This is a genomic window from Nonomuraea sp. H19, assembly GCF_052068215.1.
Lineage (GTDB): Bacteria > Actinomycetota > Actinomycetes > Streptosporangiales > Streptosporangiaceae > Nonomuraea.
Window position 1 is genome coordinate 76807 of record NZ_JBQHCV010000024.1, and the last position, 18400, is coordinate 95206.

Below are 18400 nucleotides of genomic sequence, written 5' to 3' on the forward strand. Positions count from 1 at the left end.
CCTGCCGGAGTCGCCGTCCGCCCGTCGCGCGGCTCGCGCAGCCTTCAGGCTCGTCCGGCCCGATGACCGGATCCAATGGCGAACGAGCCCGGTCGATCACGGTGGCTCGACCGGGCTCATCGGGGTGGAGACGGGTCAGGCGAGGTCGAACCGGTCGAGTTCCATGACCTTGGTCCAGGCTGCAACGAAGTCGGTCACGAACTTGTCGCGGGCGTCCTGGCCGGCGTAGACCTCCGCGAGGGCTCGTAGCTGGGAGTTGGAGCCGAAGATGAGGTCGACCGCGGTGGCGGTCCACTTCACCTCATCGGTGGCCACGTCGCGGATCTCGTACACATGCTCCTCGGACTCCGATGCCTTCCATCGGGCGCCCGGGGAGAGCAGGTTGGTGAAGAAGTCGTTGGTGAGCACGCCGGGCCGGTCGGTGAGGACGCCGTGCCGGGTACCGCCGAAGTTGGCTCCGAGGGAACGCAGGCCGCCGATAAGGGCGGTCATTTCGGGCGGGGTCAGGTTGAGCATGTAGGCACGATCGACGAGCAGCACCTCCGGTTGGGTCTTCTCGCCGGAACGCAGGTAGTTGCGGAACCCGTCGGCCCGCGGCTCGAGGACGCGGAAGGACTCGACGTCGGTCTGCTCCTGAGTGGCGTCGGTGCGGCCCGGGCGGAACGGCACCGTCACTGCCACGCCGGCCTCGCGCGCTGCCTTCTCGACGGCGGCCGAGCCGGCCAGCACGATCAGGTCGGCGAGCGAGATCTTCGCGCCGCCGGCCCCGTTGAACTCGCGCTGGATGCTCTCGAGGGTGTCCAGGACCGTCGCGAGTCGCTCGGGCTGGTTGACCTCCCAGCTGCGCTGCGGCTCGAGACGGAGCCGGGCGCCGTTGGCGCCGCCGCGCTTGTCGGTGGACCGGAAGCTCGCGGCGGAGGCCCAGGCGGTGGAGACCAGTTGAGCGGTCGTGAGGCCGGACTCCAGGACCTTCGCCTTGAGGGAAGCGACGTCGGCGTCACCCACGAGTTCGTGGTCGACGGCCGGCACCGGATCCTGCCACAGCTGGGGCTCGGCGACCCACGGTCCGAGGAAGCGGCTGACCGGACCCATGTCGCGGTGCAGCAGCTTGTACCAGGCCTTGGCGAAGGCCAACGCGAACTCGTCGGGGTTCTCCAGGAAGCGGAGGGAGATCTTCTGGTACGTCGGGTCGACGCGCAGCGCCAGGTCGGTCGTGAGCATCGTCGGCTTGTGCTTCTTCGACGGGTCGTGGGCGTCCGGGATGATCGCCTCGGAGTCCTTCGCGACCCACTGCTTCGCGCCGCCGGGGCTCGTGGTGAGCTCCCACTCGTAGCCGAAGAGGATCTCGAAGAAACGGTTGCTCCACTGCGTCGGCCGGTCGCTCCACGTCACCTCGAGACCGCTGGTGATCGTGTCACCGCCCTTGCCGGTGCCGTAGCTGCTCAGCCAGCCCAGGCCCTGCGCCTCCAGCGGCGCGCCCTCGGGCTCCGGCCCCACATGGTCGTCCGCGATGCCGGCGCCGTGGGTCTTGCCGAACGTGTGGCCGCCGGCGATGAGAGCGACGGTCTCCTCGTCGTTCATCGCCATCCGTCCGAAGGTCTCGCGGATGAAGTGCGCCGCCGCAGCCGGGTCCGCGTTGCCGCGGGGACCCTCCGGGTTGACGTAGATGAGACCCATCTCGGTCGCGCCGACGTTCGGCACCATCTCGGTGTCGGTGACGTAGCGCTCGTCACCGAGCCAGGCGTCCTCCGGACCCCAGAAGATCTCCTCCGGCTCCCAGACGTCCTCGCGGCCGAAGCCGAAGCCGAAGGTCTTGAAACCCATCGACTCCAGGGCGACGTTGCCGGCGAGCACGAGCAGGTCCGCCCACGAGATCTTCTGGCCGTACTTCTGCTTGACCGGCCACAGCAGCCGGCGGGCCTTGTCGAGGTTGGCGTTATCGGGCCAGCTGTTGAGCGGGGCGAAACGCTGACCGCCGTCGCCGGCCCCGCCGCGACCGTCGTGGATGCGGTAGGTGCCCGCGGCGTGCCAGCTCATCCGGATCATGAGACCGCCGTAGTGGCCGAAGTCGGCCGGCCACCAGTCCTGCGAGGTGGTGAGCACCTCGATGATGTCCTGCTTGACGGCCTCGACGTCGAGCTTTGCGAACTCCTTGGCGTAGCTGAAGCCCTCTGCCAGTGGGTTGCCCTTGGACGAGTGCGCGCGCAACACCGAGAGGTCGAGCTGGTTGGGCCACCAGTCCCGGTTCGTGCGCGGACGACCGCCGGTCTTCGGAGTCGGCGAGTCGATTGCCGGGTTCTCGCTCTCACTGCCATGCGCGGTCACGGAGTCATGCGCGACCGGGCAGCCGGCCGCCGCCTTCTGGTCCACGCCCTGCGCGCTGGAGGGGGCGTTGTCCTGGGTGTCGCTCATCTGCTTCCTTCTCAACTGCCGGATCACTGGGCAATGCGTCTAGTCGCACTGTCGGGGCAGGTGCCCCGATAGACGCCACCTATGTTTCGAGCCGCGACCTCTGAAGCCCTGGTTCTCAACCGACGCGCGTTCACGGCACTCGAACTTCGGTTGGGCACGGCCATCCAGAACAGTCACTTCCCAGCGATACCTGTCACCAAAATCGGTCCTCCATGTGCGATGTCCTGTCTCACGAGATCTGACGTGTGTCTCAGCGAGTTGGCGTGTTTCGGACCGTCGCAGATTCGCCGCATCCTGGTCGGCCGCGCTCGGCGGCGTTCATGTTCTGGCCATGACCGCCGGTCTCCTCGTCGCCCTGGCACCCACGGCCTCGGCCGAGGACTCCTCATCCCCGCGGGCATCCGAAGGCGACGCCCAAGACGTGCGTCCCGATGAGAACGATGAGCCGGAGCATGGCGCGTTTACTGGGCGGGGGGCCGCTGCGTAGCAGGGACATGCCGAGGGGGACGAACGCGGCGCAGGGTCCGCCTACGGCGATGATGGACTGCGGGATTTGGGCCTTTGAGGGTCCCCAGCGCGAGCGCCGACATCAGGCCGAGCGCGACCGAGCGGCCCAGCCCAGGGCGCCGGAGCGGTGGGCGCCGATGGCCAGCACGATCCAGCTGATGAAGGCTGGTCCAGACAGTGTCCTGAACGGATGCCAGGTGACAGGCCGACGATCACCAGCCAGCCGCCCCACAGTCCCCATAGCGGGCTGATGGTGGCGATCCTTTGCGCCAGCGTCATGACCGCCGGACACAGCAGGGTGGTCCCGCAGGCGTAGGCGGCGGTGATGAGGGTGGGGTGACGGGTGTAGGCGGCGAGCTGATCAGGGAAGAAGAAGCGGAATTGGGAGCGTAGGAGAATCCCGGCCATGAGCAGGGCGGGGCCGCGATCGGCCACGTTCCTGGATGGCCTGGCGCGCCGTCGGGCCGTTCGGCCAGGGCCTTCTCGTTCTCGAGCTGATCGCCGGGCTGGAGCCGGGTCACGCCCACGTGGACTGCCACAGCGCGAGTGCACCGTGTTCATGAATATGACATTACGCAAGGATGTCAGGACAAAGTCTTGACGCGGCCTTTGTTACGAGGCAGGCTTCACCACATCGCCGGTGGCCTTGACCAGGGCCGCGCCACGGCGAGTGATGACCAACGACGTGAATGGGACAGGACGCGCATGCGCATCGGGCTCGCGGGCGTCGGAAGGATAGGCGCCTTCCACGCCAGAACTCTGGCCGCTCTCGACTACGTCGACGAGCTGGTCGTGACGGACGCCGACATCGAAGCCGCCGAGCGCGTCGCCGCCGAGCTCGGCCTCCAGGTGGCTCCCGACGCCGAGACGCTGCTCGCCTCGGGCGTCGACGGCTTCGTGATCGCCACTGCCACGCCGGGGCACGCGCCGCTGCTGCGCGAGGCCGTCGCCGCGGGGGTGCCGGTCTTCTGCGAGAAGCCGGTGGCGGCCACCTTGAAGGAGACCCTCGAGCTGGCCGGCCTCGTCGCGGCCGCCGGCGTGCCGGTCCACGTCGGCTTCCAGCGCCGTTTCGACGCCGGATACCGGCGCGCGCAGGCGGCCGTGGCCTCCGGCGAGCTCGGCTTCGTCCACACCATCCGGGCCAACACCCACGACCAGGCCCCGCCGCACGCCTCCTACATCCCGACCTCCGGTGGCATCTTCCGCGACTGCAACGTGCACGACTTCGACATCCTCAGGTTCGTCACGGGGCGCGAGGTGGTCTCCGCCTACGCCACCGGCGGCAACAAGGGCGCGGCCTTCTTCGCGGAGGCCGGTGACGTCGACACCGGCGGCGCCCTGCTGACCCTGGACGACGGCACGATCGTGCTGGTCTCCTCGACCCGCTACAACGGCGGCGGCCACGACGTCCGCATGGAGGTCTTCGGCGAGAAGGGCACGATCGCCGTGGGCCTGGACCACTCGCTGGCGATGCGCTCGGCGGAAGAGGGCGCCGACTTCCCGCGCGGTCCGCAGAAGTGGTCGTTCATGGAGCGCTTCCTCCCGGCGTACCAGGCGGAACTCACCGCTTTCGCGGACGTCGCACGTGGCGAGCGTCCCTCCCCCTGCACGGTTCGCGACGCGCTCGAGGCCTCCCGCATCGCGGAGGCGTGCGAGCTGTCCCGGGCCGAGCGCAGGCCCGTCGCGCTTTCCGAGATCGAAGGGATCGAGCAGTCATGACCACCCCAGCCATCCCGCCCGTCGCCGGCCGGATCGCCGGTGCGCCCATCTCGTGGGGGGTCTGCGAGGTCCCGGGCTGGGGCCACCAGCTCGACCCCGGCACCGTGCTGCGCCAGATGCGCGGGCTCGGGCTGGCCGCCACCGAGTTCGGCCCCGACGGCTTCCTCCCCGACGACCCGCAGGCCAAGGCCGCGACCCTGGCGGAGTACGGGCTGAAGGCGGTGGGGCAGTTCGTCCCGATCGTCCTGCACGACCCGGGCCACGACCCCCTCCCCGAGGTCGAGCGCGCGATGCAGGGCCTGGTCGCCGCCGGGGCCTCGACGGTCGTCCTCGCCGCCGCCACCGGGCAGGAAGGCTACGACGAGCGGCCGGCCCTCGACGAGTCCGGGTGGGCGACCCTGCTGGGCAACCTCGACCGCATCACCGCCGCCGCCTCCTCCCGCGGCCTGGTGGCCACGCTCCATCCGCACGTCGGCACGATGGTCGAGAGCGGTGAGGAGACGGCACGCGTGCTCGGCGGCAGTCGCGTGGGCCTGTGCCTCGACACCGGGCACCTGCTGATCGGCGGCGGCGACCCCGTCGCGGTGGCCCGGGAGCATCCGGGGCGGATCTCCCACGTCCATCTGAAGGACGTCCGGATCGATTGGGCCCGGCGCGTCCAGGCCGGCGAGGAGACCTACACCGGCGCCGTGGCCGGCGGGATGTACGTCCCGCTCGGCGAGGGCGACGTCGACATCGCGGCCATCGTGTCCGCCCTCGAGAGCCACGGCTACGCCGGCTGGTACGTCCTGGAGCAGGACACCATCCTCGCCGGCGCGCCGGGCGGCGACGGGCCGGACCCGGTCGCGGACGTCAGGGCGAGCGTCGAGCACCTGCTCGCCGTGGCCGGCGGCGCCAGCCCCGCGGGGGCGTGACCGATGCCGGCATATGAGCTGGTGGCCATGGGCCGGTGCGGGGTGGACCTCTACCCGCTCGATCACGGCGTCGGCCTGGAGGACGTGGAGCGGTTCGGCAAGTTCCTGGGCGGCAGCGCGACCAACGTCGCGGTGGCCGCGGCCCGGTACGGCCGCCACTCCGCGATCATCACGCGCACCGGCCGCGATCCGTTCGGGCGTTTCGTCCGCCGGGCGCTGCGCGGCTTCGGCGTCGACGACGCCTTCGCCGGCGAGGTCGACGGCCCGCCGACGCCGGTGACCTTCTGCGAGATCTTCCCTCCGGACGATTTCCCGCTGTACTTCTACCGGTATCCGATCGCCCCCGACCTGATGATCGAGGCGGACGAGATCCCGTTCGACGCCGTCCGCGAGGCCGGGGTCTTCTGGGCCACCGTCACGGGGCTGTCGCAGGAGCCGTCGCGCTCGGCGCACTTCGCCGCCTGGCAGGCCCGCGGCCGCCGCGCGCACACCGTACTCGATCTCGACTACCGGCCCATGTTCTGGCCCGACCCCGGTGAGGCGGGCGCGCAGGTGGGCAAGGCCCTCGAGCACGTCACGGTCGCGGTCGGCAACCGGGAGGAGTGCGAGGTCGCCGTCGGCGAGAGCGACCCGCAGCGGGCCGCGGACGCCCTGCTGGAGCGGGGCGTGGAGCTCGCGATCGTGAAGCAGGGACCCAAGGGGGTGCTCGCGGCGACCGCCGGCGAGCGCGTCGAGGTGCCGCCCTTTCCCGTGACGGTGGTCAACGGCCTCGGCGCCGGGGACGCCTTCGGCGGCGCCCTCGTCCACGGCCTGCTCAGTGGCTGGGAGCTGACCCGCATCCTGCGGTTCGCGAACGTGGCGGGCGCCATCGTCGCCGGCCGGCTCGAATGCTCCAGCGCCATGCCCACGCAGGCCGAGGTCGAGACCCTGCTGAGCGGGCCGGGGACGGCACCGGAGTCCCGTCAGGAGGGGGAAGGATGACGCAGACGTGGAGCCGCCCGAAGGTGACCGAGCTGACGGAGCTCCGGGTACGCGAGCCGCAGCGGATCGCCGGAGGCTGGGCCACCCGCAAGCGGCGCGATCTGGTGGGCGTGGACGGCAGGCTGCTGATCGTGGCCGCCGACCACCCGGCCCGCGGCGCGCTCGGCGTGCGCTCCGACCACCGCGCGATGGCCTCGCGCAGCAACCTGCTGGAGCGGCTGGCGACGGCGCTGTCGCGCCCCGGCGTGGACGGCGTGCTCGGCACTCCCGACATCCTGGACGACCTGCTGCTGATGGGGGTGCTGGAGGACAAGATCGCGATCGGGTCGATGAACCGGGGCGGCCTGCAGGGCGCGGTCTTCGAACTGGACGACCGCTTCACCGCCTACACCCCTCGGGAGATCGCCGCCCGTGGTCTGGAGGGCGGCAAGATGCTCACCCGGATCTGCCTGGACGATCCCGGCACGGTGGCCACGCTGGAGGCGAGCGGCCGGGCGGTCACCGAGCTGGCGGCGCACGGCGTCATGGCGATGGTGGAGCCGTTCCTGTCGGTCCGCCACGAGGGCCGGGTGCGCAACCTGCTCGATCCCGACTCGACCATCACCTCCATCCACATCGCCGCCGGGCTGGGCGCCACCAGCCAGCACACCTGGCTGAAGCTCCCCGTGGTCGAGGAGCTGGAGCGCGTCATGGACGCCACGACGCTGCCGACGCTGCTGCTGGGCGGCGACCCCATCGCCCACCCGGACGAGACCTACGCCGCGTGGGGCCGGGCCCTCAGCCTGCCCGCCGTACGGGGGCTGGTCGTCGGGCGGGCCCTGCTGTACCCGCCGGACGGCGATGTGGCCGCGGCGGTGGACATCGCCTCGACGCTCGTGCACGGAGACGCGTCATGAACGACAACGAGCGCTGGGTCAAGCCGTACGGCACGGCCGCCGAAGGCGCCTTCCAGGTGTCGATCACCGACGCCGTGCCCGGATGGGCCCACACGAGCCTGCGCGTGGTCACGCTGGCACCGGGCGGGCAGGTGGATCTCGGCACCGGGGACGGCGAGGTCATCGTGGTGCCGCTGCGGGGCGGTGTGGAGGTCACGGCCGTCGACCACGCCGGAGGGCACCACAAGGCCCGGCTCGCCGGACGCGAGAGCGTGTTCGCCGGCCCCACCGATGTCGCCTACGTCCCGAGGGGCGCGAGCGTTTCGGTCGGCAACGGCGCCGAGGGCCCGGCGACGGTCGCCCTGTGCGGTGCGAAGGCGACCAAGCGGGCCGAGCCGCCGCCGTTCCGGCACGTGGCCGCGGCCGACGTCCCCGTCGAGCTCCGCGGCGCCGGCACGGCGTCGCGCGAGGTGCGCAACTTCGGGGTTCCGCAGGTGCTCGACGCCGACTCGATCATCGCGTGCGAGGTGATCACGCCCGCGGGCAACTGGAGCTCCTATCCGCCGCACAAGCACGACGAGGAGCGCGACGGCGTGGAGACCGAACTGGAGGAGATCTACTACTTCGAGGTACGGGCCGAGCCGGGCGCCCCGGACGGCGCGGATCCCGTCGGTTACCAGCGCGTGTACGGCACGGCGGAGCGCCCCATCGACGTGCTCGCCGAGGTCCGCACCGGAGACGTCGTGCTGGTGCCGCACGGATGGCACGGTCCGGCGATGGCGCCGCCCGGCTACGACCTCTACTACCTCAACGTGATGGCCGGTCCCGGCGCGAGGCGGGCCTGGCTGATCTGCGACGACCCCGCCCACAGTTGGGTGCGCCAGGCGTGGGCCGGGCAGGACGTCGATCCCCGACTGCCGATGGGAGGACCCCGATGACCTCGAGTAAGGTCGCGGACCCGGCGACGTCAGACACGCTCGCGGACCCGGCGACGTCAGACACGCTCGCGGACCCGGCGACGTCAGACACGCTCGCGGACCCGGCGACATCCGGCACGCTCGCCGACTCGGCGACATCCGGCACGGTGCGCCTGACCGTGGGGCAGGCGGTCGTGCGTTTCCTGGCCGCCCAATGGAGCGAGCGCGACGGCCGGCGGCACAAGCTGTTCGCCGGATGTTTCGGGATCTTCGGGCACGGCAACGTCGCGGGACTGGGCCAGGCGCTGCTGCAGGACGAGCTCGCCGGGGCGCCGGACCGCCTGCCGTACGTGCTGGCCCGCAACGAGCAGGCGATGGTGCACACGGCCGTGGCCTATGCGCGGCAGAAGGACCGCCTCCAGACGTGGGCCTGCACGGCCTCGGTCGGGCCGGGCTCGACCAACATGCTCACCGGGGCGGCGCTGGCCACCGTCAACCGGCTCCCGGTGCTGCTGCTGCCCTCGGGCACGTTCGCGACGCGGGTGGCCGGGCCGGTGCTGCAGGAGCTGGAGGTGCCGTACGCCGCGGACGTCACCGTCAACGACGCCTTCCGCCCGCTGTCGCGCTTCTTCGACCGGGTCACTCGGCCCGAGCAGCTGCCCTCGGCGCTGCTGGCCGCCATGCGGGTGCTGACCGACCCGGTGGAGACGGGCGCGGTGACGATCGCGCTGCCGCAGGACGTGCAGGCCGAGGCGTTCGACTGGCCGGTGGAGCTCTTCGACCGGCGGGTCTGGCGGGTGGGCCGGCCCTTGCCGGAGGCCGCCGACGTCGAGGAGGCCGCGGCGCTCATCTCGGCGGCCCGGCGGCCGTTCGTCGTGGCGGGCGGCGGTGTGCACTACTCCGGGGCCGAGGAGGCGCTGCGCGCGTTCTGCGAGGCGACCGGCATCCCGGCTGGCGAGAGCCAGGCCGGCAAGGGTGCGCTGCCGCACGGCCACCCGCAGGCGATGGGCGCCGTCGGCTCGACGGGCACCACCGCCGCCAACGCGCTGGCCAGGGAGGCCGACCTCGTCATCGGGATCGGCACCCGCTATGGCGATTTCACCACCGCTTCGCGCACCGCCTTCCAGGACCGGGGCGTTCGCTTCGTCAACATCAACGTGGCCCGCTTCGACGCCGGCAAGCTGGCGGGCCTGTCCGTCGTGGCCGATGCCCGCGAGGCGCTGGCCGCGCTCACCGCCGCGCTGGACGGCCACACCGTCGACCCGGCCTACCGCGAGCGCCAGGCCGCCCTGTGGAGCGAGTGGGACGCCCAGGTCGAGGCCGCCTACAACCCGCCCGCGGAGGTCACCGACGCGCTCGCCGACGGCGTGCTCACCCAGGGCACCGTGCTCGGCTGCGTCAACGAGCTGTCCGATCCCGCCGACGTGGTGGTGTGCGCGGCCGGCTCCATGCCGGGCGACCTGCACAAACTGTGGCGGGTCCGCGACCGCAAGGCCTACCACGTCGAGTACGGCTACTCCTGCATGGGCTACGAGATCCCCGGCGGCATCGGCGTACGGCTGGCCGACCCGGGCCGGGACGTCTTCGTCATGGTGGGCGACGGCTCCTACCTGATGATGCCGACCGAGCTGGTCACCGCCGTCCAGGAACGCGTCAAGATCATCGTCGTGCTGGTCCAGAACCACGGCTTCCACTCCATCGGCTCGCTCTCCGAAGCGCTCGGATCCCAGCGATTCGGCACCAGCTACCGCTTCCGCAACGAGGCCACCGGCCGCCTGGACGGCGACCGGCTGCCGATCGATCTGGCCGTCAACGCCCGCAGCCTCGGCGCCACCGTGATCGAGGTACGCGACCGCAAGGAGCTCGAGCAGGCGATCAAGGACGCCAAGGCCGCCCCGGCGGACGGGGGCCCGGTCGTCATCCACGTGGAGACCGACCCGATGGTGCACGCCCCGGACAGCGACTCCTGGTGGGACGTCCCCGTCAGCCAGGTCAGCGACCTCGGCACCACCCGCCGCGCCTACGACGCCTACACCGCCCGCAAGGCCGCGCAGCGCCCGCTCGTGGCCCCGCCCGACCGCAGCGAAGCATGAGCCGGCCGCCCATCCGCGGTCTGCCGCACTGACGCTCCCGCACTGGGGGGTGCGGGGACAGGGCCGCCGGTTCGCGAGGGACCGGCGCACAAGACACCGAACAGCACCAACCACCCCCTGTCCGCCCCATGGCGGCGGATGACGAAAGGCAGAGTACCGTGGCCCGTACATCAAGAATCGCCGTGCTGATAACCAGCGCCGTGGCGGCGCTGGCGTTGACGGCGTGCAGCTCCAGCGGAGGCAAGCAGACCACCGGTGAAGCGGCCGCGGCCGTCCCCGCCGGCGGCGCGCCGACGATGACGGTCGCCTTCATCACTCATGCGGCCCCCGGCGACACGTTCTGGGACCTGGTGCGCAAGGGTGCCGAGGCGGCGGCCGCGAAGGGCAATATCGACCTGCAGTACCAGTCCGACCCAGACGGGGCGAACCAGGCCAACCTCGTCCAGTCGGCCATCGACAAGAAGGTCGACGGCATCGCGGTCACCCTGGCCAAGCCCGACGCCATGAAGGCCAATGTGGAGAAGGCCGTCAAGGGCGGCATCCCGGTTGTCGCGCTCAACGGCGGCATCGACAGCTGGAAGAGCATGGGCGTCGCCGGCTACTTCGGCCAGGACGAGAAGATCGCCGGTGAGGCGGCCGGCCAGCGGCTGAAGGACGACGGCGCGAAGAAGGCGCTCTGCGTCATCCAGGAGCAGGGCCACGTCGGCCTCGAGGCCCGGTGCGACGGCGCCAAGTCGGCCTTCCCCGACACGGAGAAGATCTACGTCACCGGCACCGACATGCCGAGCGTGCAGGCGGCCATCACCGCCAAGCTCCAGCAGGACTCCGGCATCGACCGCGTGCTGACCCTCGGGGCGCCGTTCGCGCTGACCGCCCTCAAGTCCATCAAGGACGCCAGCAGCTCGGCCAAGGTCGTCACCTTCGACACCAACAAGGACCTCGTGACCGCCATCAAGAACGGCCAGGTGGAGTGGGCGGTCGACCAGCAGCCCTACCTCCAGGGCTACCTCGCGGTCGACAGCCTGTGGCTCTACAAGAACAACGGCAACACCATCGGCGGCGGCCAGGCGACCCTGACCGGTCCCGCGTTCATCGACAAGACGAATGTCGCCGCGGTCGAGCAGTTCGCCGGCAAGGGCACGAGGTGAGCCGACATGACTGCTGCGGCTACTGAGCCGGGCACGGCGGAGGCGGCCCGGGACGACCGGGTCGCCGGCCGCCCGCTCGCGGCACGGCTGCTGAGCCGGCCCGAGATCGGGTCGCTCGTCGGCGCGATCGTGATCTTCGCGCTCTTCATGGTGGTGGCGGTGCCCTTCCGCAACGTCGCCAACATCGGCACGATTCTCTACGGCGCCTCGGCCATCGGCATCATGGCCGTCCCGGTGGCGCTGCTCATGATCGGCGGCGAGTTCGACCTGTCCGCGGGCGTCGCGGTGACGACCTCCGGGCTCTCCGCGTCGCTGATCGCCTGGAACTTCGGCCTCAACGTCTGGGTGGGCGTCGTCCTGGCGCTGGGGCTGTCCGTGGCCGTCGGCGCGTTCAACGGCTGGCTGCTGTTCAAGACAGGCCTGCCGAGCTTCCTCGTCACCTTGGGCACCTTCTTCGTCCTCCAGGGCGTCAACCTCGGCGTCACGCGGCTGCTCACCGGCAACGTCGCCACGGCGGACATCTCGGATATGGACGGCTTCACCAGCGCGCAGAAGGTGTTCGGCTCCGAGATCGTGCTCGGCCCGGTCACGCTGAAGGTCACGGTGCTCTACTGGATCGTGCTGACCGTCATCGCGGCTCACATCCTGCTGCGCAGGCAGGCCGGCAACTGGATCTTCGCCGTCGGCGGGGACGCTCCGGCGGCCCGCGCGATCGGCGTCCCCGTCCGGGCGACCAAGATCGGCCTGTTCATGGCCGTGGGTTTCTGCGCCTGGCTGTCCGGCATGCACCTGCTGTTCCAGTTCAACACGGTCCAGTCGGGCGAGGGCGTCGGCAAGGAGTTCATCTTCATCATCGCCGCGGTGATCGGCGGCTGCCTGCTCACCGGCGGCTACGGCTCGGTGGTCGGCGCCTCGATCGGCGCGCTGATCTTCGGAATGACCCAGCTGGGCATCAACTACGCCGGGTGGAACCCCGACTGGTTCAAGGCCTTCCTCGGCGTGATGCTGCTGCTGGCGACCATCGTGAACGTGTACGTCAAGAGGAAGGCGGATCTTCGATGAGCGCCGTGACGAGCGGACAGCCGCGCACCGCCGCTCCCATCCTCGAGCTCGACGACGTCGGCAAGAGTTACGGCAACGTACACGCGCTGCGCGGGGTCAGCCTGAGCGTCCGCCAGGGCGAGGTCACCTGCGTGCTCGGCGACAACGGCGCGGGCAAGTCCACGCTGATCAAAATCCTCTCCGGCCTGCACGACCACAGCGACGGCGTCATGAAGCTCAACGGCGCCTCCTGCCGGTTCGGCTCGCCGCGCGAGGCGCAGGCCAGCGGGATCGCCACGGTCTACCAGGACCTCGCGCTCGCTCCCCTGATGTCGGTGTGGCGGAACTTCTTCCTCGGCAACGAGATCCGCACAGGGCTCCTGCGCCTCCTCGACATCGACCGCATGAAGCAGATCTGCCATGACGAGCTGGCCAAGATGGGGGTGAACATCCCCGATCTGGACCGGCCGGTCGGCGGGCTCTCCGGCGGTCAGCGCCAGTGCATCGCCATCGCCCGGGCCATCTATTTCGGAGCCAAGGTGATCATCCTCGACGAGCCGACCGCCGCCCTCGGCGTCAAGCAGTCCGGCGTCGTCCTGAAGTACGTCGTCAAGGCCCGCGACGCCGGCCTCGGCGTCATCTTCATCACGCACAACCCGCACCACGCCTACCTCGTCGGCAACCACTTCGTGATCCTCAAGCTGGGCCGGATCGTCCTCGACGCGCGCCGCGACGAGCTGTCCCTGGAGCAGCTGACCGCGGAGATGGCCGGCGGCCAGGAGCTGCAGGAGCTCAGCCACGAGCTGCGCGGAGCCGAGCCCGGCAAGGTCGCCGACCCGGAAGGACCATGAGCATGCCGACCACCCGCATCACCCACCTCATCGGGGGCCGCACCTGGGAGGGAACCTCCGAGCGCACCGGCGACGTCTCCAATCCCGCGTCCGGCGCCGTCACCGGTCACGTCGACTTCGCCTCCGCCGGGCTCGTCGGCGAAGCCGTCGCGACGGCGAGGGCGGCCTGGCCCGGCTGGGCCGGCGCCTCCCTGGCCAAGCGCGCCCAGGTGCTGTTCGCCTTCCGCGAGCTGCTGAACGCGCGCAAGCACGAGATCGCCGCCCTGATCACCGCCGAGCACGGCAAGGTCCTGGACGACGCGCTCGGCGAGGTCACCCGGGGACTGGAGGTCGCCGAGTTCGCCTGCGGCATCCCGCACCTGCTCAAAGGCGGGTTCAGCGAGAACGCCTCCACCAAGGTCGACGTCTACTCCATCCGGCAGCCGCTCGGCGTCGTGGCCGTGATCTCGCCGTTCAACTTCCCCGCCATGGTCCCGCTGTGGTTCATCCCGGTCGCCATCGCCTGTGGCAACGCCGTGATCCTCAAGCCCAGCGAGAAGGACCCCTCGGCGGCCCTCGCCGTGGCCCGCCTGTGGACCGAGGCCGGCCTGCCCGACGGGATCATGAACGTCGTGCACGGCGACAAGGAGGCCGTGGACGCGCTGCTCACTCACCCTGACGTGCGGGCCGTCTCGTTCGTCGGCTCCACCCCGATCGCCAGGTACGTCTACGAGACCGGCACCGCCCACGGCAAGCGCGTCCAGGCGCTCGGCGGCGCCAAGAACCACATGCTCGTCCTGCCCGACGCCGACCTCGACCTCACCGCCGACGCCGCCGTCAATGCCGGCTTCGGCTCGGCCGGCGAGCGCTGCATGGCGATCTCGGCGCTCGTCGCGGTCGACACCATCGCCGACGAGCTCGTCGAGAAGATCAAGGACCGCATGCGCAAGCTGCGTACCGGTGACGGCACCCGCGGCTGCGACATGGGCCCGCTCGTCACCCGCCAGCACCGCGACAAGGTGGCCGGCTACGTCGAGGAGGGACTCGCCGCCGGCGCGACCCTCGTCGTCGACGGCCGCGACGGGGACTTCGACGGCGGCGAGGACGGCTTCTGGCTCGGCCCCACCCTGTTCGACCACGTCACCCGCGACATGTCCATCTACCGCGACGAGATCTTCGGCCCGGTGCTGTCCGTCGTCCGCGTGAACTCCTACGACGAGGGCCTCGACCTCATCAACGCCAACCCCTACGGCAACGGCACGGCCATCTTCACCAACGACGGCGGCGCGGCGCGGCGTTTCCAGAACGAGGTGGAGGTCGGCATGGTGGGCATCAACGTGCCGATCCCGGTGCCGGTGTCGTACTACTCCTTCGGCGGCTGGAAGAACAGCCTGTTCGGCGACACCCACGCCCACGGCACCGAGGGTGTGCACTTCTTCACCCGCGGCAAGGTCGTCACCTCCCGCTGGCTCGACCCGAGCCACGGCGGGCTCAACCTCGGCTTCCCGCAGAACGACTGACGGTCAAGCGCCGCACCCTCGGCCGGCAACACCAGGCCACCACCGAACCGGCCGACACGTTGGGCCGGCGACCGGGTCCGCGCCGAGGCTGGACGTCGCGAGCCGCCGCGCGGATGGCCACCGGGACGACCTGGAGGGCGGCGTGGCGGACCGCGGGCCGGAAAAGCGGCCCGGCCGGTTCGGCTTCGGATGGAACCGGGTGGCGTGGCCGGACTGTCCAAGCCATGGGCGACGTTCACGCCGGTTTCCCGCCGCCCGCGGGTCCCTGCCCGGGATCGCGGTGCCGCAGCCGGTCGACGCCGCAGACGGCCCTTCCCGTCGCGCAGCGCGTGCTGGGCGTCGCCCCCACCAAGCCCTCACTCCTGCCGGATTGGTCATGCCCCAATTCCGCGCGGCACGCTGTAATGCGGTCGTGGTCGAAGTGGATGTAACCGAGGGTGGGCACCCTTCGGGAAGGGCGGGGCCATGGCCGCGGCATCACTCCTGGTGCTGGCCGTTTCGGTGACCTTCCAGGCGCGGACGGCGCGGATCGCGTCGGAGACCGCCGTGCGGATGCTCCATGTCGAGATGATCCGTTTCGTGATAGAGGACCCGTCCCTCATGCAGCTGAACGGCGCGAAGTGGGATGGCACGGAGGAGGGAGCCGAGACAATGGGGCGGCGGTCGTCGCCGTCGGGGCCGGGGTGCTCCTCGGCAAGAGGTGCGGCGGCCGGGCCTGATCAGGAAGGCCTGCACATCCCCGGCGGCCAGGCGCGCGCCGTCGGATCCGCCGCGCCGCCACCGCTGACTACGCAATGGGGCCGAGGTGGCCCTGGAGGATGGTCCGGGTGATCGGGGGGCGGCCCCAGAGGGCGAGGAGTTCGTTGGCGATGGCCACGATCGGGAGTGGGTGCCGATTGCCCTGCACGTCGATGGCGGCAGCCGACAGACCGCGCGGGACGGCTCCGGCGTCGAGGAGGACGCGCCACTCCTCCGGCCCGAGCTCCAGGAACTCCAGTCCGGTCAACTTGGTGATCTCCAGCGGGTCGGCGAGCGTACCTGGGTAGGCGGTGAGGGTCCGCAGGCGGGGCAGCCCGGTGGCGGGGGCGAGGCTGAGAGGCTCACCATCCCAGACGCCGATGCGCAGGACCTCCAGCGCAGGGTGGGCGGCAGCCTGGACGCTTGTCAAACCCCGGATGTTGACCCTGGCCACGACCGGCGGCTCGTCGCCGGGACGGCCGGAGTGCCAGTCCCTGCGCCGGTTTACCACCAGGTCGGTGAGGGAGTCGGCGAGCAGGGCGGCGCCGATGTTCTGCTCGTGGTCCAGCATGATGAGCTGCCCCACGTGTCCGCGCGGGCCTGGGGTGAGGTCGACCGCGATCCGGTCGCCGCCGCCGTTGTCACCGAAGGCGATCCAGCCGGGTGAGCCGACCAGCCCTTGCACCGCAGCGTCGGGTGGGGTGACGGCCGCGGCCGTCGCCGCGAACCGCCACGGGCAGGGACGGGACGGCGCGTCGGCGATGTACAGGCCATCCAGTGGGAAGAGCTCGCAGCCGACCGCTTCGAAGACGCGCTCCGCTGCCGCGTAGTCGTCGCCCCAGTCCTGCCACCGCCCCCGCGTCACCCGGTAGAGCACCTTGAGCTCGTCGGGCAACGCAACGCCGAGGCGCGCTTCCGCGGCGGCGATCTCCGCCTCGGTGGCGCCGGTAGCGCCCGGGATTCGCTCGCGGAGCGTCCGCTCCAGCAACGCCAGATCCACCGACGGGGCCGTCGCCACCCCAGGCACCGGATCGGGAGAGCGGCGCCAGGGCTCCGGGACGGAACCCTGGACCAGGATGAGCGAACCCGGGTGCGGCCCGATGCCGGCCTCTACTGCGGGGCTGGGAGTGAGCAGGTAGAGCATGGTCCGCCCGGTCGGCCCGATCTCCGCCGCGAACGAGATGCCGTCGGCGCCGACGTCCGCGAGTGCGCTCTGCACCCGCTCCACCGCGTCGACCTCGTCCTGCATGTCCTCAACCTGGAGGGCTCGGCCGGGCCGCGGGAAACGCGGCGGCAGTGGCAGACTCCACCCGTGGCGGTCGATTCGCCCCGCTACATGGCCGCCCGGGGCGGCAAGACTCTTCACGTTGCCCGCCCGAAGGAGCCTCAGCAGCGGCTCCCAGGTCACGAAGTCATGAATCGAGGGCAACGGTGGCCTCCGGTAGTTCCGGTGATCGTGGTGAAGGTGAACAAGGTTATTCGCATGGGCGCAACGACCGTCATCTGATTGGGTCGACTGCGCGCCGATGTCGCGGTTGGTGGCGCCCCGCGCGGCGAGCCGTACGATCTGCAGCTCCTGCGGAGTCAGCAGGCCCACCGCCCCCATCCCTTGGACGGCAGCGGTCGCGTCCCCCGTGGCGCGCAGTTCGGCACGAGCGCGGGTCGCCCACGGTTCGGCGCCCGCTCGTTCGAACGTCTCCAGCGCCTGCCTGAGATGGATCCTCGCGTCGGCCTCACGTCGGCGCCTGCGTTGCCATTCGCCGAAGGCGAGCCTGGTGCGGGCCTGCTCGAAAGGCCGTCCACCGTTCAGATGGAGGCGTATGGCCTCTACGTAGTGGCTTTCCGTCTCCTCCTCGCGCACGGCGGTCAGCGCCCTGCAGCGCAGGGCGACCGCGCGCGCCCAGGGCCGCCCGGTGGCCGTGGCCCACTGGCCGAACCTGGCCAGCGGGGCCCTGGCCCGTTCGGGCTGGTAGCACCGGACCGCGGCCTCGACGAGGTCGGGCATGAACAGGGTCGTCGTGAGCTGGTGGCGCACGGTGCCGGTCATGCCGGCCTCCAACTGGTCCAGGGCCGCCTCCATCCGGCCCTGTCCGAGGTCGAGCAGGCCTTGCGCCCAGACTCCCCAGGCCAGGCTGGACACGTTGCCGTGGTCGGTCGCGTGGGTGCGGACACGTTCGGCGAGCTCCCGGCACGTCGCGTCGTCGCCGGAGACCGCGGCGAGCCAGGCGAGTATGCCCTGCAGGTGATCGACCCGGTGATGCTGACCGGTGTCACCGGCGACAGCCGGCCGATCATCCCCTGGGCCCGGCAGTCGTCGACCAGGGAGGCGGCCAGGTCCATGGATGCCTCGTCGTCGCCCACCATGAAAGCCATCGACGCGACGATGAGCCGTTCTCCAGGCGCTGCCGTCTCGGCGCGCCCGGCGCCGGCGAGTACCGCGTGGATGAGTACGAGACCGCGGGCGGCGTCTCCCGCGAGCAGGGCCGCCAGCCCGGTCATCGCTCCGATGACCGGGTGGAGCGGGTGGCCGGGTGGCGGCCGCAGGTCGTGGAGGCTCTCGACGGCCTGCCGGGCCAGCTCCGGCGCACCGGCGAACCAGGCATCGCGTACGGCCTCGAGCAGCATGGACGCGGCCCGGTCGGGGTCCGCTGCCGACACGGGGGCGGCGGCGGTCATGAGGATGCCGTGCGCGACCCGTGGCGAGC

At 71.2% G+C, this 18400-nt stretch carries 14 protein-coding genes; 11 read left to right on the plus strand and 3 right to left on the minus strand.

Annotation, left to right across the window (positions count from 1 at the left end; translation table 11 throughout):
• Nucleotides 1-135 precede the first annotated feature (135 nt).
• The gene (katG, locus tag ACTMTI_RS40955) at nt 136-2412 is read right to left on the minus strand and encodes a catalase/peroxidase HPI (RefSeq protein ID WP_441126177.1); all 2277 of its coding nucleotides are present in this window, start codon (nt 2410-2412) and stop codon (nt 136-138) included.
• A gap of 1212 nt (nt 2413-3624) precedes the next feature.
• Here katG and ACTMTI_RS40960 point away from each other — a divergent pair.
• The 11 genes from ACTMTI_RS40960 (at nt 3625) to ACTMTI_RS41010 (ending at nt 15788) form a co-directional block, all read left to right on the plus strand.
• Complete coding sequence (locus ACTMTI_RS40960; protein WP_441126178.1) at nt 3625-4638, plus strand: Gfo/Idh/MocA family protein; 1014 nt, start codon at nt 3625-3627, stop codon at nt 4636-4638.
• Nucleotides 4635-5552, plus strand: a complete 918-nt coding sequence (locus tag ACTMTI_RS40965; protein ID WP_441126179.1) for a TIM barrel protein — start codon at nt 4635-4637, stop codon at nt 5550-5552. The genes ACTMTI_RS40960 and ACTMTI_RS40965 overlap by 4 nt, the downstream gene beginning before the upstream one ends.
• A 3-nt stretch (nt 5553-5555) precedes the next feature.
• Complete coding sequence (gene iolC, locus ACTMTI_RS40970) at nt 5556-6533, plus strand: 5-dehydro-2-deoxygluconokinase (protein WP_441126180.1); 978 nt, start codon at nt 5556-5558, stop codon at nt 6531-6533.
• A complete protein-coding gene (locus tag ACTMTI_RS40975; RefSeq protein WP_441126181.1) occupies nt 6530-7429 on the plus strand; it encodes a Cgl0159 family (beta/alpha)8-fold protein in 900 nt (299 codons plus the stop codon). Before iolC ends, ACTMTI_RS40975 begins: the two co-directional genes overlap by 4 nt.
• Entirely contained in the window at nt 7426-8346 is a 921-nt protein-coding gene (gene iolB, locus ACTMTI_RS40980) for a 5-deoxy-glucuronate isomerase (RefSeq protein WP_441126182.1), read from the plus strand. Before ACTMTI_RS40975 ends, iolB begins: the two co-directional genes overlap by 4 nt.
• The gene (gene iolD / locus ACTMTI_RS40985) at nt 8343-10418 is read left to right on the plus strand and encodes a 3D-(3,5/4)-trihydroxycyclohexane-1,2-dione acylhydrolase (decyclizing) (RefSeq protein ID WP_441126183.1); all 2076 of its coding nucleotides are present in this window, start codon (nt 8343-8345) and stop codon (nt 10416-10418) included. Before iolB ends, iolD begins: the two co-directional genes overlap by 4 nt.
• A 182-nt stretch (nt 10419-10600) precedes the next feature.
• Nucleotides 10601-11566 (plus strand): substrate-binding domain-containing protein, encoded by a 966-nt coding sequence (locus ACTMTI_RS40990; protein WP_441126184.1) that lies wholly within the window; start codon nt 10601-10603, stop codon nt 11564-11566.
• A gap of 6 nt (nt 11567-11572) precedes the next feature.
• Complete coding sequence (locus tag ACTMTI_RS40995) at nt 11573-12628, plus strand: ABC transporter permease (RefSeq protein ID WP_441126185.1); 1056 nt, start codon at nt 11573-11575, stop codon at nt 12626-12628.
• Nucleotides 12625-13458 (plus strand): ATP-binding cassette domain-containing protein, encoded by an 834-nt coding sequence (locus ACTMTI_RS41000; protein ID WP_441126186.1) that lies wholly within the window; start codon nt 12625-12627, stop codon nt 13456-13458. The genes ACTMTI_RS40995 and ACTMTI_RS41000 overlap by 4 nt, the downstream gene beginning before the upstream one ends.
• Before the next feature lie 2 nt (nt 13459-13460).
• Nucleotides 13461-14957 carry a CoA-acylating methylmalonate-semialdehyde dehydrogenase gene (locus ACTMTI_RS41005; RefSeq protein WP_441126187.1) on the plus strand — a complete coding sequence of 499 codons (1497 nt, stop codon included), beginning with the start codon at nt 13461-13463 and terminating at the stop codon, nt 14955-14957.
• Between the two features lie 465 nt (nt 14958-15422).
• Entirely contained in the window at nt 15423-15788 is a 366-nt protein-coding gene (locus tag ACTMTI_RS41010) for a DUF6082 family protein (protein ID WP_441126188.1), read from the plus strand.
• On the opposite strand, the gene ACTMTI_RS41015 is transcribed toward ACTMTI_RS41010, so the two are convergent.
• Both ACTMTI_RS41015 and ACTMTI_RS41020 read right to left on the minus strand, forming a co-directional pair.
• Nucleotides 15745-17835: an SMI1/KNR4 family protein gene (locus ACTMTI_RS41015; RefSeq protein ID WP_441126290.1), complete on the minus strand. Its 2091-nt coding sequence runs from the start codon at nt 17833-17835 to the stop codon at nt 15745-15747. The genes ACTMTI_RS41010 and ACTMTI_RS41015 overlap by 44 nt on opposite strands.
• Nucleotides 17739-18371, minus strand: a complete 633-nt coding sequence (locus tag ACTMTI_RS41020) for a hypothetical protein (RefSeq protein WP_441126297.1) — start codon at nt 18369-18371, stop codon at nt 17739-17741. The genes ACTMTI_RS41015 and ACTMTI_RS41020 overlap by 97 nt, the downstream gene beginning before the upstream one ends.
• Between the last annotated feature and the right edge of the window lie 29 nt (nt 18372-18400).